Genomic DNA, 14,225 nt, shown 5'->3' on the forward strand with positions numbered 1-14,225 from the left:
TATGGAAAAACTACTAGAAGTAAAAGATTTACATGTTTCCTTTGATACTTATGCTGGTGAAGTTCAAGCAGTTCGTGGCGTAAACTTTGAAGTGTACAAAGGCGAGACTTTAGGAATTGTTGGTGAATCTGGATGCGGAAAGAGTGTGACAGCCCAATCCATTATGCAACTCCTGGAGGTTCCTCCTGCTAGATATAAACAAGGCTCCATTCTATTCAATGGAAAAGATTTATTAGCCCTTAAAGATAAGAAAATGCAAGATGTTCGTGGTAACGATATCAGTATGGTCTTCCAAGATCCTATGACCTCATTAAATCCGACACAAAAGATTGGTGCACAAATTACTGAGGTACTTATGGAACACCAGCACATCAGCAAAAAAGATGCCTACTTACGGGCAGAAAAAATGCTAGAAATGGTTGCTGTATCAGAACCCCAGAAACGGGTCAAACAATATCCTCATGAGTTCTCTGGTGGTATGAGGCAGCGTGCAATGATCGCCTTAGCTCTAGCATGTCGTCCAAAGTTACTTATAGCTGATGAACCGACGACAGCATTAGATGTAACCATTCAAGCACAGATTCTTGAGCTATTAATGGATTTGCAAAAACAAACTGATACTTCCATTATTCTAATAACCCATGACCTTGGTGTCATCGCTAAGATGTGTACCCGTGTTATCGTCATGTACGCAGGGCAAGTTGTTGAACAAGGTAATGCTAAAGATATTTTTCAGCATCCCCAGCATCCCTATACAAAAGGTTTACTTAAGTCAGTCCCTCGTATGGATATGGATAGAAATGAAAGTTTACAACCGATTATTGGATCTCCACCAGATCTATTCAATCCCCCAAAGGGATGTGCTTTCTATCCACGTTGTGATTCTGCCATGAAAATATGTAAAGATCATCAACCTCTAAAGGAACCAACTAAAAACAGCCTATGCTCAACATGTTGGCTCAATCATCCTATGGCCGAAACAGCTGCTTGTCGCCTAAGGAGGTGCCCACTAAATGAGTGATCAGAAAGCTTTATTACAGGTTAATAATCTAAAAAAGTATTTCTTAATTAATCATCAACAGCTCAAAGCAGTAGATGGCTTAACCTTCGATATCTATGAAGGTGAAACCTTAGGTCTCGTTGGTGAAAGCGGCTGTGGTAAATCAACAGCTGGTAGAACCATTTTAAAACTCTATGAAGCAACAGATGGATCTGTCATATTTAATAATATGGATATCTACAACCTACCTAAAAGTAAAATGAAAGATATCAGACGACAAATGCAGATTATATTTCAAGACCCTTATGCATCTCTCAATCCTCGTATGACTGTTGAAGATATCATCGGCGAACCCATCGATGTTCATAAATTGGCATCAGGCAAAGAGAGGCAAAGTAGAATTCAAGAATTATTGGAGCTTGTAGGACTAAATGCTGAACACATGGGACGCTTCCCCCATGAATTCAGTGGTGGTCAAAGGCAAAGAATAGGAATTGCACGTGCTCTGGCAGTTGAACCAAGGTTCATTGTTTGTGACGAACCTATATCTGCCTTAGATGTATCTATCCAAGCCCAAGTTGTGAATCTTATGAAAGAACTGCAAGAAAAAATGGGATTAACCTATTTATTCATCGCTCATGACTTATCAATGGTCCGCTATATATCTGATCGTATTTTAGTCATGTACTTAGGTAATATGGTTGAACTTGCAGATAGTGATACATTGCATAGGGAGCCGCTTCATCCCTATACACAAGCACTACTATCAGCCGTCCCCATCCCAGATCCAACTGTTGAACCAACAAGAAAGCGAATTGAAGTTGAAGGTGAGGTCCCCAGTCCTATTGATCCTCCACCAATTTGTCCTTTCTGTAGTCGTTGCAAAAAAGCAAAGGATATTTGTTATCAAGCTAAGCCACAGTGGAAAGAAATTAAAGAGAACCACTATGTAGCTTGTCATCTCTTTAATTAACTAATAAGACTCCCGCTTCTAAGTGGGAGTCTTGATTTTTTTTATCATCCTTCTAACCATTACTATTAGGCTGCTTCTAATTTCTTTTAAGGTATAAGGTTTTTCATGTACAATAGCATTATACATAATGCCACCAATAAGCTCTAATATCAAATAGAGTTCTTTTTCTGCATCATCTCTTTTTTTTCCTAAAGCCACGATATTATCAATAAACTTATCCTGAATAGGTTTTAGCCTATCATAATTTTTATCGTCATATTCCCTAGTTCGAGAAAAGACACCCCAAGACAAATCTTTATAAATAATTTTTAGCATTTTTTTATTTTGATCTAGATAATCCATAATGTAATCACCCATATGAACTACTTGATCGATAGCATTTTCAAATTGCTTTTCATTAGCAGACTTCATAGCATCAATTAATAACTCATCTGTCTTTTCTTGTACGATAATATCTAATAATTGATACTTGTCCTTAAAATAAAGATAGAAGGTTCCCTTAGCTATACCTGCATGAGTAACAATATCACTTATGGATGTATCATTAACACCTTTAGAAGAAAATAAGTCGAAAGCTGCAGTCAATAATCGTTTTTCCTTCAATTGTTTTTTCTGTTCTACTTTTGACATGTTCATTTTTTCAATCATCCTCTCCCCCCTTTATATACCTATTAAGTTTTCCTCGTCTATACCCCTCTCCTTCTATTATAGCACATAATAATCTTAAGCCTAACATGGTTTTTTATGAGCAATTAAACTCAATTATCGTGATTATATGCAGTTTATGAAATCGAAAACTGATAGGCATCCTAGAGAGTCGTAAGTTTTTGTTCACAATTAATTCACTTGTCTTTCTACTCAAAGTCCTATAAAATTAAAATAGAGTTTATAAATATCATTTTAAAGGTTGATGTATATGAAAAAATTTATTAAAGTTATTTTCATATTTTTATATATGCTTAGTTTCGTTAATATGCATGTCCTATTAGAATGGAACGTCATTTTTCATCAAATTATAGGTTTTATATCTGAAGCCAATCAAGAAACTGGCTTAGTAGATGCTGGTGAAGATTATATGATCCAAGATAAACCTATTTATCAAGAAGGAGAAGATTGGGTAGGTTCATATGGTGATATTAATATAATCTATGAAGCCGTCACACCAATAGTTGGTTTCTATGTAGGTGGTCATGCTGCTGTTATTGAGGATGAGAATCAGTCCATTGAAACCACTGGACTTGATCCCCCTGGGCAGAATTTTGTGAAATATCGTGTAAACAATTGGGCTAAAAGGCATGACTTCGTTATTGGTCTTCGCGTTGTTGGAGCAGACGAAGAAGATTATCATGAAGCCGTTGCTGGTGCCAAAACCACATTAGGGAAACCATATGATTATATCTTTTATTTAATCAATCAAAGCTTTTATTGTACTGAAGTTATTACAGCTGGTTGGGATCCTCTTGGTTATCATCTCAACTATGACGGGGGTGCAGTAACTGTGCAAGACCTCATGGTAAGTCCCTTAACTTATGTCTCCTATATTCACTATACCGATAAAGATGGTAATAAGGTGGTATTCCATCTAAAAGAATAGAAAAAGCACTTGATCATGAGCTAATCAGTTTTGACTATACTCATGATTAAGTGCTTTATTACTTAACTAAACCCTTTTCTTGTAACCAATCTAAAACGTCCTTTATCTTTGCATCCCAGTATGTCCAATTATGATCTGCCCCTTCTTCTTCTGTATAAGTGATGTCATAACCTTCTTTTACCGCTATGTTCCTAAATACTACATTCATTGGATAAAGGAAATCGGCAGTACCACAACATTGATAAATAAATGGTTTTTCATCACTCCCTGCTACTTTTTTAAGTAAATGTATGGTATCATTTTCAGTCCCTGTTAACTTCTCTCCAAAAACCCATTTAAATTCTTTGGCAATTTGCAAATCTATATCAAATTGAACACTTTCTTCTTCTAATAAAGCTAAATGTAAAGCTCCTGATAGGGTGGCAAAAGCTGCGTATTTATCCGGACAACGTAGCCCCAGCTTAGCTGCACCATATCCTCCCATGGATAATCCAGCAACAAAATTATTCTCTCTGCGTTCTGATAACGGAAAGAACTGTCGCATCTTTTGAGGTAATTCATCACTTATAAAACGCCAGTAATGATAGTCATATTGCGTATCTGTGTAATAACTTCTATGAACATTTGGCATGACTACTGCAAGATTTAAGTTTTCCACATAGCGTTCAATACTTGTTTGTCGCTGCCAACGGGTATGATCATCAGAATATCCGTGTAATAAATATAATGTCTTAAGAGGCTCCTTACTAAATTTTTCTGGTAAAATCACCATGACTTCATTTTGAAAGCCTAATGCATCTGAAAAAAATCTACATGAAATTAACGCCATAACTTATCTCCTTCCTGGTATCTTATTCTTCCCAAGATTTCGCACGACCTACAGCTTTTTTCCATCCATTATAGAGCTTTCCTCGGAGATCATTATTCATACTTGAATTGAAATCTCTTCCTAAATTCCATCCATTCTTTACATCTTGTTTGTCTTTCCAAAAACCGATGGCTAGACCTGCTAAATATGCAGCCCCTAAGGCTGTAGTTTCAATGACATCTGGTCTTTCAACAGGCACATTTAAGATATCACTTTGAAATTGCATAAGGAAGTCATTTGCACTAGCACCTCCATCAACTTTCAATGTGGTTAAGTTAATACCTGAATCATCCTCCATAGCTGTGATGACATCTTTTGTTTGATAGGCTATTGCCTCTAAAGCTGCCCGAACTATATGCTTCTTGTTAGCGCCCCTTGTTAATCCTACAATCGTTCCTCTAGCATACATATCCCAATAAGGGGCTCCTAGACCTGCAAAGGCTGGCACGACATAAACGCCATTTGCAGAATCCACTTCTAGAGCTAAAGCTTCTGAATCTTTGGCATCCTCTATGAGTTCTAGTTCATCACGTAACCACTGAACAACTGCACCTCCAATAAAAATACTTCCCTCTAGAGCATATTCAACTTTACCATCAAATCCCCAAGCAATAGTGGTTAAGAGCCCATTTTTAGATGGTACAAGTTTTTCACCTGTATTCATCAACATAAAGCAACCTGTTCCATAGGTATTTTTCACCATCCCTGGTTCAAAGCATGCTTGCCCGAATAAGGCTGCTTGTTGATCCCCTGCTGCTCCAGAAATAGGTATGCTCACCCCTAATACATCTGTATAACCATAAACTTGGCTGGAAGCCTTAACTTCTGGTAATAAAGATTTTGGTATGTCTAGTATCTCCAATAACTTATCGTCCCATTGCAGGGTATGTATATTAAAGAGCATGGTTCGAGAGGCATTAGAATACTCCGTCACATGGACCTGCCCATTTGTCAGATTCCATATTAGCCAAGTATCCATTGTTCCAAATAATAATTCTCCCCTCTCAGCTCTTTCTCTCGCACCCTCAACACCGTCCAATAACCATTTAACCTTTGTTCCCGAAAAATAAGCATCCACAACAAGACCAGTTGTTTCATGAATATATTCTTCATGCCCATCTTCTTTAAGTTTCTCACATATCTCAGCTGTTTGACGTGATTGCCATACGATGGCGTGATAGATGGGTTCTCCTGTATGCTTATCCCAAATCATAGCTGTTTCACGTTGATTGGTTATCCCTATTGCTCCAATGTCCACTGGATCAATATGATTTTCTGTTATTACTTGCAACATCACTTTCTTCTGTACTTGCAAAATCTCATTTGCATCATGCTCTACCCAGCCAGCTTTCGGATATATTTGCGTGAATTCTTCTTGTGATGTAGCAACAATTTCTCCAGTTTTGCTAAATAAAATCGCTCTACAGCTTGTTGTACCTTGGTCTAAAGCTAGAATATACTTTTTTTCCATTAGATAACCTCCTCACTAAAATGTCCCATATTCTATATTTTACCACCAATTGATACAAATGAGCAATTAACTTATCATAAATTCTTACTGATTGCGCACTATAATAATAGTTCTTTAGTGTATATTCGAGAAAGGAAGCATAGTCCATGAAAACCAATCAACTTATATGTCCTGTATGCAATGGTCTTGAGAAAAAGTTACTTTACTGTAATAATTGTAATCAGCCTATGAGGGATGGTGGAAAATTATCTGATTATTATGATAGCTACAGCCCAAGCCTTCCCCCTTCAGTCACTGCTGACTCTACTGAAACGGATAGAATTTGTACTCATCTCTATTACTGCCCCATATGTAATAATGATTTTCGTTATATTGTTATGAAAAAAGAGTATTGACCCAATTTTACATGATACTTTTTGTTACGCAAATACATGATTGTTTCCTACACCAAAAGGAATGCAGATGCATAAGATATAAAAGAGCAAGTGGAAAACTTGTTATCCTACAAAAGCACCATGGAAGATTAAAGCGCCCCCTTATAATCTTCTATGGTGCTTTTCAATGATCATCAGCTTACTTTCGAACAGAGTGTTTCACAAATATAGCGTAAATTTCTTATAATATCATTGATATCTATCGTAATTCTATCGTGACCATCTAAATCATAAATCATTTTATAAGCTTCAGGATTAGCCGTATCCTTATTAAAATATCTATATAGATATTTAAGCTGCGTAGTGATTTCTTCCATATGATTTTTTTGCTCCATGGTCAAATCATCACCCTTCATAACCATAATAATATCATAAGTCAAGTGATTGATTTCTCTTAAATACATGGCTATCTTTTGAAGTAACTCTAGATCACCATGACGATCTATACCAATAGCTTTTAATAACTTATCATCTAATTTCATGTCTTCAAGTAAGGCATGTAACCAATCAATATCATTAAATGTCTGAGCCATGTCTGACTTTTCTTCTACCATAGTCTCTTCATCACGACAATAGGCTTTTATTATATCAATATGCATTGCAGTCCTACTAATCACATAAGATATCCGCTTGTTTTTCATTCTCTTATAGGAAATCATAGCGAATAAAAAGTTATAAATAATCGCTACACCTACCCCAAGTCCTAAAGCTAAAACTCGTAGTCTGAAAGTTAACATCATACTGGGGTCTCCTAATTCATTTAGTTGAACATACTGAGTCATATAAATAGATGTAAAAATAGCCACAGGTGATACAGCTTTCCAGTTGATCCTCAGACAAACAAATAACGTAAAGGATACAGATACAGCTATGGTTAAGACATTGATTCCAAAAATACTAACGATAATAGCTGTCACAATTGCACCAATTAAGGTGGCATAAACCTGCTCGATACCATTCCGAATCCCTGTTAAAGTAACAGGCTCCAGTGTTAACATTAAACCAAATAAAACAGAAATCATATCTTTACTTACCAACGGTAATTGCTTAGCCAAAAGATAGGCTGTTGCAATTGCAAAGAATGTTTTAGCAATATAAGCATTGGCATCAAAAAGATTAGCTTCAGCCTTTAACTTAAACATGTGAATAGTTTTACTCATTAGTCCACCTCATTTTTCTTTGGTTCATCTCTCATGTATCCATAAAATTTTAGTAATTTAAAATATAGTATTGCTTATTTAGGCTTAGACTGTTAAAATATAGACGAATAGCTTTAGTTTTAATTCTTTAGTTATTCCCATTTTCTAAATTTTAACACCTAACAGTTAAGATTATTCTTTAGGCATGTTTTCTTTTGCCTTGCTGAAAGGAAGTTATACATATTTTGTGCAAGCCAGGGTTTCACTATGCAACTTTGGCTAGACGACGTATGGCTTTCTTTTGATAGAAAGCTTTTTTTCATCTTATAGGAAAGCCCCTATAATACTATCAATTAACCAAGTACCCTTAATTGATGTCAAAGATGCTTTCCTAACGATACAAACTTCCAATGGAAGACGTAGCAAAGCTACTTTTTTTCATATCTATAGTTTGGAGTGATATTAATGAGGAATTTAATTGATAAGCTATATGAAAACAATTCTTTAAGTAGAGATGAATTACTTTATCTCTTAGACAATTTAACAGAAGATGATCAATCCTATCTGCACATGAAAGCAAACGATGCTCGTCAACAGCATTATAGTAATAAAGTATATATGCGTGGTTTAATCGAATTTACCAACTACTGTAAAAATGACTGCACATATTGCGGTATTCGTAGCAAGAACAAGAACGTTCAGCGTTACCGCTTAGATAAGGAGCAGATTTTACAGTGTTGTCAAGTAGGTTATCAACTAGGCTATCGTACTTATGTGCTGCAAGGTGGAGAGGATCCTTACTATACTGATGATCGAATGGTGGATATCATCAAAACCATTAAAGAAAGATATCCTGAATGCGCTGTCACTATTTCTGTTGGTGAAAAGAGTCGTGAAAGCTATCAACGATTCTATGAAGCAGGTGCTGACCGTTATTTGTTAAGACATGAGACCAATACCCGTTCTTTGTATGAAAGCCTTCACCCTCGAATGGATTATGATAACCGTATTAACTGCTTAAATACTTTAAAAGACATTGGTTACCAAGTAGGGGCTGGCTTCATGGTAGGTTTGCCAGGTCAAGTCAATGAAGACTTCGTCAATGATTTAATGTTTTTAAAGGAATTGAAGCCACATATGATTGGTATTGGACCTTTTATTCCTCAAAAGGATACGCCTTTAGCTAACGAGGAGAGTGGTACTTTAGAAATGACTTGTATCCTTTTATCCATCATCCGTTTATTATTACCTGATGTATTATTACCTGCTACGACTGCTCTAGGCTCCATTGATCCTAAAGGACGTGAAAAGGGACTTAAAGCTGGCGGAAACGTGGTTATGCCTAATTTATCTCCTACCGATGTACGCGAATTATATGCTTTATATGATGGTAAAATCTGTACAGGTGATGAGGCAGCTCACTGTAGAAAGTGTATTGAAAGACGAATCAATTCTGCTGGATTTGAGGTTGACATGGCTAGAGGAGATCATGTTACTTACCAGTAACTATCCTTGAACAAATATGAAGGTGGTGTTGTACAGCTTTATAGCTGTACAACACCACCTTCACTTCATTTATCTTCTTCTATTGCATTGACTCTAACTCTTCTTTTAGTTCAAATACACGTTTATTAAGTAATGGATGTAATGCATAGGGTGCAATTTCATTTAAAGGTTCTAAAACAAACAACCGTTGATGCATACGAGGATGGGGGATAATAATATGGCTATCGTTAGAAACCATCTCATCATACAAAAGAATATCTAGATCAAGAGTTCTAGGTCCCCACTTAATAACTCGCTCCCTCTTCAATTTATGTTCAATCTCAAGTAAGAACGTCATAAGTTCCCCAGGCTGAAGTAAGGTCTCTACTTCCCATACACCATTTAAGAAATGATCTTGATTAGTGTAACCCCAAGGTTCTGTTTCGATGAGGGTTGAAGTCTTGATAATTTTAGTTATTTGAGATTCTTCAATCAACCTTTTGGCCTCATTAATATTTTCTTCACGATTACCCATATTAGAGCCAAAGGCTATATAAGCCTTATGCCATTTGCGTTCCATTTCAACTGCCACATAGTCAACTGGTTTCCCAATAGGTGCCCATGGTTTTTTTATTTTAACTCTTACTGCTTTAGCCACTTCGTAATTCAATAATATATAGTCTGCAAGTTTTAATGTTATGGACTCAATCAGATTAATCTTTTCTTCCAAGAATACATGCTCTAATTCATGGCATAAAGCACCATAATTGATAGTTGCATCCAAGTCATCGTGGGTCGCCGCCGTTCTAAGATCTGTCTCAATTTCAACAGAGATCAGAAAACGCTGCCCAAGTTTTTTCTCAGCATCATAAACACCGTGATATCCGTATACTTCTAGGTCATTTATATATATTTTATCCATCTCATTCACTCCATCTACCTATCACTTTTCATTATAGCTTCAGTCATGACTGCAGCTCTTAAGTTTTCTTTAACATCATGAACACGTATAATACTGCAACCTTTCATAATCCCTATGACAGTGGTAGCCACAGTTCCCTCCACTCGCTGCTCCACGGGCAAATCTAAGATTTTACCTATCATAGATTTTCGTGAGGTACCTAATAGTACTGGGTAGCCTAAATCAAAGAATTCTTCAAGATGGTTCATGACAACTAAGTTATCTTCAACTGTCTTAGCGAAACCTATTCCAGGATCAAGTATAATATTTTCTTTTTTGACCCCCGCTTCTAATGCGATGCTAATTGATTCTGCTAAGTCTTTTTTCATATCTTCAATTAAATGCTGATAATCCTTATTATCTCGATTATGCATAAGGCAACATGGGACATTATATTGAGCAGCCACTCTGGCTATTTCTGGTTCAGCTTTAAAACCCCAGACATCGTTAATTAAGCTTGCCCCCGCTTTAATTGCAGCTTCAGCTACTGCAGCCTTGGATGTATCAATGGATATGGGCACATCGATATGTTGAATAAGTTCTTCAATAACTGGTACAACCCTATTTATTTCTTCTTGTACACTAACTGATTCATGACCCGGCCGAGTAGATTCACCTCCAATATCAATGATAGCCGCTCCCTCTTCTATCATTTTTTTCGCATGACTAATAGCGTTCTGAATAGTCGTATATTGCCCACCATCCGAGAAGGAATCAGGCGTTACATTGAGGATCCCCATAATATAGGTATTGTTTTCTAAGTCAAATTTTTTATTTCCAATTTTCATGAATCTTCCTCCTATGTATATATTATATCAGGCGCTTTTCGGATGTTTCCTGAACGCCTTCTACTTGAGAAAACATGACTAATATGGTAAAATATATAAATAACATCCATTTATGAAGGAGAATACATATGATTAGAAAACTGGACTATATCCTATTTTTTGCTTTGCTTTTCACAAGCTTCCTAGGTTACTCCATACTAAGGGATGCGCTTCAACTTAATATTCTCTTAGGTCAACTGGTTTTCTCGATTTTTATGACTCTTATTCTCGGTACGATAACCAATTTTATATTTCAGTCAAAAAATAATACTAAACTCTAATTTGTAAGTTTTTTAAATCCTTATCCCAATAACATTGACCATTAACATCACAACTATGGCACTCTCTTGACATTTTATCCGCTTTACATATGATACCTACCAGTGACTTTTCATCAATACGCTTAAGATTATTATGATTTTCTATGGCTTCTAAAATGTTTGATATTGCCTCTGAATCAAAGCCCACTTCCTTTAAAAGCCCTTCTGCTAAGTGGGCACTTACTATGCTGTGTTTTGTACCATCTTCATATTGTTTATACTTACCGATATCATGTAACAAAGCAACGGTATAGATATATTCTTTTGGAATATCTAATCCCATCTCTAATGATAAAATATAGGCAATTCGAGCTACGTTTAAAAAATGAACCATATCGTGCTTACAAAATAACCGTTCTTTTTCATGTTCTTCAATCTTGGTTAACCACTGCTGATATTGAGGATGTATGAAGATTTTATTTAACTTTTCCATTCATACTCTCCTCTCTTAATCTTAATAGATTTTTCATAAAGTGCCCTTACTTTAATAATACTCTCTTGTATCCCTATTTCCTTCTCAAAATACGTCACCGGCATGATACCCATTAAACTGTTGGTTAGAAACATACCATCGCAAGACCTGAGAAAATCTAAATCAATTCTTTCTTCTCTCACTTTAAAATGGTTAATAACCCACTGTCTAACAATTCCCTTTAATAAGCCAGTATCAGCATGGGGTGTATAGATACATTCACCTTTAACAGCAAAGAGATTACTAATACTACCTTCTGCTACTAGGTTATGTTCATTTAAGAATAGGCATTCATTAAATCCTTTATCCAATGCTTTTTGTCTCGCAACAATATTATCACCAAAATTAAGTGTCTTCATGTAAACAAAGGGGGATGTTGAATGTCGCTTAATTGGTGCAACAGTTAACCTAAAACCTTTTAAATAGTCTTCCTCAACATATGGTATTTTCCTAATGTTGTATATGGTGTTTTCTTCCGATACCATGATTTTTAAAGCACAAGACTTTATCCCCATCTCTTTGATTTTAAGCCTCACCTCATCAATATCAAGAGCTTTATTCAGGTCTAATTGAGTTAAAGTGTAATTAAGTCTCTTTATATGTGACTCTAAAAAAACCGCATGGTCTGTAATGAGTATGGTTTCAAAAGCCCCTATACCAAACATATAACCTTTGTCACAGTTTATAACTTGACTCTTCATAAATCCTGTCCCTCGTTTCCCTTAGGTAAATCTCTCGAATAAGTCCCTAATACCTTATAGCCTTAAATAGTGCTTTAGCTTTTGTTAAGGTTTCCTCATATTCTTCTTCAGGGTTGGATTCCCAAGTAATGCCTCCTCCAACACCTATATAAGCTTTACCATCTTTCATTAGTACTGTCCTTATGACTATATTAAAATCAGCATTACCATCAAAACCAATATACCCAACGGAACCAGTGTAAATGTTTCTTTTAGTAACCTCTAACTCTTCAATGACTTCCATTGCTCGTATTTTAGGTGCACCTGTAATAGATCCTCCTGGGAAAGTAGCCTTTAATAGATCAACTATAGAAGTATTTTCTTTTAAAGCTCCTTTAACCGTAGAAACCAGATGGTAAACTGTAGGATAAGCCTCTAATTTGAAGAGCTCTGTCACTTCAACTGTCCCTGGCTTACATACCTTACTTAAATCATTTCTCTCCAAATCAACGATCATGAGTAACTCAGATTTATCCTTTTCACTTTCCAGCAATTCCTTTTTATAGAGCTGATCTTCTTCTACATTATTTCCTCTTGGTCTTGTCCCTTTTATAGGTCTCGCTTCTACAATACCATCACGTACTTTAAGAAACCTTTCTGGTGAAGAAGATACTATAGAAAAATCCCCTAAGGGTAAGTAAGCTGAAAATGGCGCTGGATTAATTTGTCGTAGGTGCTGATACAATGTACGACTATCCTTATTAGTCTCACACGTATAGGTATGAGTCATATTGGCTATGTAAATATGCCCTTTTTTAATAAACTGCCGCATTTCTTCTACAGCTTCCATATAGCTATCTCTAGTAAAAGGAGAAATAAAAGTTTCCTTATCTTCTTTTCCTATCATTTTTGTTGAAGTATCAATACTTGCTTCAATAATAGCTATGATCTGCTGACAAAGTACCTTTGATTCACCACGTACCCCTAAGCAGCAAACATAATGTTTATTCTTCTTGTGATCAATAAGAATATAGCTGTCATAGATATTAAAATAGCAAAGTGGTATAGATACCATTTCATTTGACATAGAGGGTAATTTCTCAATTGCATCTTTTAAATCATAACTTAAGTAACCTATCGCTCCTCCGACAAAAGGTAATCCAGTATCATTTTTCAGCTTATATTGCTTAATAAACTGATCTAACTCTTCAAAGACATTTCCCTTGTATTGTCGTCCATCACAGTTACAATAATCATTTTCATAGGAAAAATGATGTACAGGGTGAAAAGCTATAATAGAAAAATCCCCCAAACCATTATTATGCATAGAGCTTTCAAGTATGACGCTCTCTCTTTCATGATGAAACAATGTATAGAGTTGAAATGGATCAAGCTCTGTCTTTAATTCAGCAATATGATAGTTTAGCATTTCTTATCTTCGCACCCTTCAATAAAGTTCTGAAGCATTTTATGACCATCCTCTGTAAGCACTGCCTCTGGATGAAATTGAACTCCTTCAATGTTATACTCTTTATGGCGAATCCCCATAATAACTTGATCTTTAGTTTTACTCGTTATCTTCAGCTCATCTGGTAAGCTTTTTCTGTCTGCTATTAGAGAGTGATAACGTGTTACCTTTACAGATTCTTTTACACCTTGGAATATCCCCAAGCCATCGTGTTGAATAGAAGAAACCTTACCGTGGACGGGCTCCTTCCCTTCAATAATATTACCACCAAAAGAGTGAATAATAGCTTGATATCCTAGGCATATACCGAGAATAGGGATTCTCCCCTGAAAGGCTTTAATGATATCCAAACAAACGCCAGCATGAACTGGAGCCTTCGGACCTGGTGATATAATGATTCCTTTAGGATTAATGTGCTCAATTTCCTCAATGGTTATTTCATCATTTCTATATACTACGATTTCTGTACCTAATTCTTCAAAATAGCGAACAAGATTATATACAAAAGAATCATAGTTATCAATCATTAGAAA

At 35.9% G+C, this 14,225-nt stretch carries 15 protein-coding genes; 5 read left to right on the top strand and 10 right to left on the bottom strand.

Going from position 1 to position 14,225, the window contains the following annotated elements; all coding sequences use genetic code 11:
- Position 1: 1 nt before the first annotated feature.
- Together C1Y58_RS09060 and C1Y58_RS09065 are read left to right on the top strand one after the other, a co-directional pair.
- Positions 2 to 1,021: an ABC transporter ATP-binding protein gene (locus C1Y58_RS09060; protein WP_105615692.1), complete on the top strand. Its 1,020-nt coding sequence runs from the start codon at positions 2 to 4 to the stop codon at positions 1,019 to 1,021.
- Positions 1,014 to 1,973 (top strand): ABC transporter ATP-binding protein, encoded by a 960-nt coding sequence (locus C1Y58_RS09065; protein WP_105615693.1) that lies wholly within the window; start codon positions 1,014 to 1,016, stop codon positions 1,971 to 1,973. Before C1Y58_RS09060 ends, C1Y58_RS09065 begins: the two co-directional genes overlap by 8 nt.
- A gap of 18 nt (positions 1,974 to 1,991) precedes the next feature.
- On the opposite strand, the gene C1Y58_RS09070 is transcribed toward C1Y58_RS09065, so the two are convergent.
- Positions 1,992 to 2,621 (bottom strand): TetR/AcrR family transcriptional regulator, encoded by a 630-nt coding sequence (locus C1Y58_RS09070; RefSeq protein ID WP_105615694.1) that lies wholly within the window; start codon positions 2,619 to 2,621, stop codon positions 1,992 to 1,994.
- Positions 2,622 to 2,889: 268 nt separating this feature from the next.
- On the opposite strand from C1Y58_RS09070, the gene C1Y58_RS09075 reads away from it, so the two are divergent.
- Complete coding sequence (locus C1Y58_RS09075; protein ID WP_105615695.1) at positions 2,890 to 3,567, top strand: hypothetical protein; 678 nt, start codon at positions 2,890 to 2,892, stop codon at positions 3,565 to 3,567.
- Between the two features lie 58 nt (positions 3,568 to 3,625).
- On the opposite strand, the gene C1Y58_RS09080 is transcribed toward C1Y58_RS09075, so the two are convergent.
- Both C1Y58_RS09080 and glpK read right to left on the bottom strand, forming a co-directional pair.
- Entirely contained in the window at positions 3,626 to 4,396 is a 771-nt protein-coding gene (locus tag C1Y58_RS09080) for an alpha/beta hydrolase (protein WP_105615696.1), read from the bottom strand.
- 22 nt (positions 4,397 to 4,418) lie between these two features.
- Positions 4,419 to 5,906 (bottom strand): glycerol kinase GlpK, encoded by a 1,488-nt coding sequence (gene glpK / locus C1Y58_RS09085; RefSeq protein ID WP_105615697.1) that lies wholly within the window; start codon positions 5,904 to 5,906, stop codon positions 4,419 to 4,421.
- Between the two features lie 146 nt (positions 5,907 to 6,052).
- Between glpK and C1Y58_RS09090 the strand changes: the two genes are divergently transcribed.
- Positions 6,053 to 6,301, top strand: a complete 249-nt coding sequence (locus C1Y58_RS09090; RefSeq protein WP_105615698.1) for a hypothetical protein — start codon at positions 6,053 to 6,055, stop codon at positions 6,299 to 6,301.
- A gap of 173 nt (positions 6,302 to 6,474) precedes the next feature.
- Here C1Y58_RS09090 and C1Y58_RS09095 read toward each other — a convergent pair whose 3' ends face one another.
- The gene (locus C1Y58_RS09095) at positions 6,475 to 7,500 is read right to left on the bottom strand and encodes an FUSC family protein (RefSeq protein WP_105615699.1); all 1,026 of its coding nucleotides are present in this window, start codon (positions 7,498 to 7,500) and stop codon (positions 6,475 to 6,477) included.
- Positions 7,501 to 7,944: 444 nt separating this feature from the next.
- Between C1Y58_RS09095 and hydE the strand changes: the two genes are divergently transcribed.
- Entirely contained in the window at positions 7,945 to 8,985 is a 1,041-nt protein-coding gene (hydE, locus tag C1Y58_RS09100) for a [FeFe] hydrogenase H-cluster radical SAM maturase HydE (protein WP_105615700.1), read from the top strand.
- Positions 8,986 to 9,064: 79 nt separating this feature from the next.
- Here hydE and folK read toward each other — a convergent pair whose 3' ends face one another.
- The 6 genes from folK to C1Y58_RS09135 all read right to left on the bottom strand — a co-directional run bounded on the left by folK (position 9,065) and on the right by C1Y58_RS09135 (position 14,219).
- Positions 9,065 to 9,886, bottom strand: coding sequence for a 2-amino-4-hydroxy-6-hydroxymethyldihydropteridine diphosphokinase (folK, locus tag C1Y58_RS09105; protein ID WP_105615701.1), 822 nt, complete (start codon positions 9,884 to 9,886; stop codon positions 9,065 to 9,067).
- A 14-nt stretch (positions 9,887 to 9,900) separates the two neighbouring features.
- The gene (gene folP / locus C1Y58_RS09110; protein ID WP_105615702.1) at positions 9,901 to 10,713 is read right to left on the bottom strand and encodes a dihydropteroate synthase; all 813 of its coding nucleotides are present in this window, start codon (positions 10,711 to 10,713) and stop codon (positions 9,901 to 9,903) included.
- 309 nt (positions 10,714 to 11,022) lie between these two features.
- Positions 11,023 to 11,505, bottom strand: coding sequence for an HD domain-containing protein (locus C1Y58_RS09120; RefSeq protein WP_105615704.1), 483 nt, complete (start codon positions 11,503 to 11,505; stop codon positions 11,023 to 11,025).
- Positions 11,493 to 12,245 (bottom strand): aminotransferase class IV, encoded by a 753-nt coding sequence (locus C1Y58_RS09125; RefSeq protein ID WP_105615705.1) that lies wholly within the window; start codon positions 12,243 to 12,245, stop codon positions 11,493 to 11,495. The genes C1Y58_RS09120 and C1Y58_RS09125 overlap by 13 nt, the downstream gene beginning before the upstream one ends.
- 46 nt (positions 12,246 to 12,291) lie before the next feature.
- Positions 12,292 to 13,653: an aminodeoxychorismate synthase component I gene (gene pabB, locus C1Y58_RS09130; protein WP_105615706.1), complete on the bottom strand. Its 1,362-nt coding sequence runs from the start codon at positions 13,651 to 13,653 to the stop codon at positions 12,292 to 12,294.
- A complete protein-coding gene (locus C1Y58_RS09135) occupies positions 13,647 to 14,219 on the bottom strand; it encodes an anthranilate synthase component II (protein WP_330404409.1) in 573 nt (190 codons plus the stop codon). Before C1Y58_RS09135 ends, pabB begins: the two co-directional genes overlap by 7 nt.
- Between the last annotated feature and the right edge of the window lie 6 nt (positions 14,220 to 14,225).

Source organism: Vallitalea okinawensis (genome assembly GCF_002964605.1).
Classification (GTDB): domain Bacteria; phylum Bacillota; class Clostridia; order Lachnospirales; family PQDH01; genus Vallitalea_A; species Vallitalea_A okinawensis.

Bases quoted from the DNA above. Each gene is read 5' to 3' on its own strand.
- folP (WP_105615702.1), bottom strand. From the start codon at position 10,713: ATGAAAATTGGAAATAAAAAATTTGACTTAGAAAACAATACCTATATT.
- C1Y58_RS09120 (WP_105615704.1), bottom strand. From the start codon at position 11,505: ATGGAAAAGTTAAATAAAATCTTCATACATCCTCAATATCAGCAGTGG.
- C1Y58_RS09080 (WP_105615696.1), bottom strand. From the start codon at position 4,396: ATGGCGTTAATTTCATGTAGATTTTTTTCAGATGCATTAGGCTTTCAA.
- C1Y58_RS09095 (WP_105615699.1), bottom strand. From the start codon at position 7,500: ATGAGTAAAACTATTCACATGTTTAAGTTAAAGGCTGAAGCTAATCTT.
- hydE (WP_105615700.1), top strand. From the start codon at position 7,945: ATGAGGAATTTAATTGATAAGCTATATGAAAACAATTCTTTAAGTAGA.
- C1Y58_RS09070 (WP_105615694.1), bottom strand. From the start codon at position 2,621: ATGATTGAAAAAATGAACATGTCAAAAGTAGAACAGAAAAAACAATTG.
- glpK (WP_105615697.1), bottom strand. From the start codon at position 5,906: ATGGAAAAAAAGTATATTCTAGCTTTAGACCAAGGTACAACAAGCTGT.
- C1Y58_RS09090 (WP_105615698.1), top strand. From the start codon at position 6,053: ATGAAAACCAATCAACTTATATGTCCTGTATGCAATGGTCTTGAGAAA.
- C1Y58_RS09060 (WP_105615692.1), top strand. From the start codon at position 2: ATGGAAAAACTACTAGAAGTAAAAGATTTACATGTTTCCTTTGATACT.
- folK (WP_105615701.1), bottom strand. From the start codon at position 9,886: ATGGATAAAATATATATAAATGACCTAGAAGTATACGGATATCACGGT.
- pabB (WP_105615706.1), bottom strand. From the start codon at position 13,653: ATGCTAAACTATCATATTGCTGAATTAAAGACAGAGCTTGATCCATTT.
- C1Y58_RS09135 (WP_330404409.1), bottom strand. From the start codon at position 14,219: ATGATTGATAACTATGATTCTTTTGTATATAATCTTGTTCGCTATTTT.
- C1Y58_RS09075 (WP_105615695.1), top strand. From the start codon at position 2,890: ATGAAAAAATTTATTAAAGTTATTTTCATATTTTTATATATGCTTAGT.
- C1Y58_RS09065 (WP_105615693.1), top strand. From the start codon at position 1,014: ATGAGTGATCAGAAAGCTTTATTACAGGTTAATAATCTAAAAAAGTAT.
- C1Y58_RS09125 (WP_105615705.1), bottom strand. From the start codon at position 12,245: ATGAAGAGTCAAGTTATAAACTGTGACAAAGGTTATATGTTTGGTATA.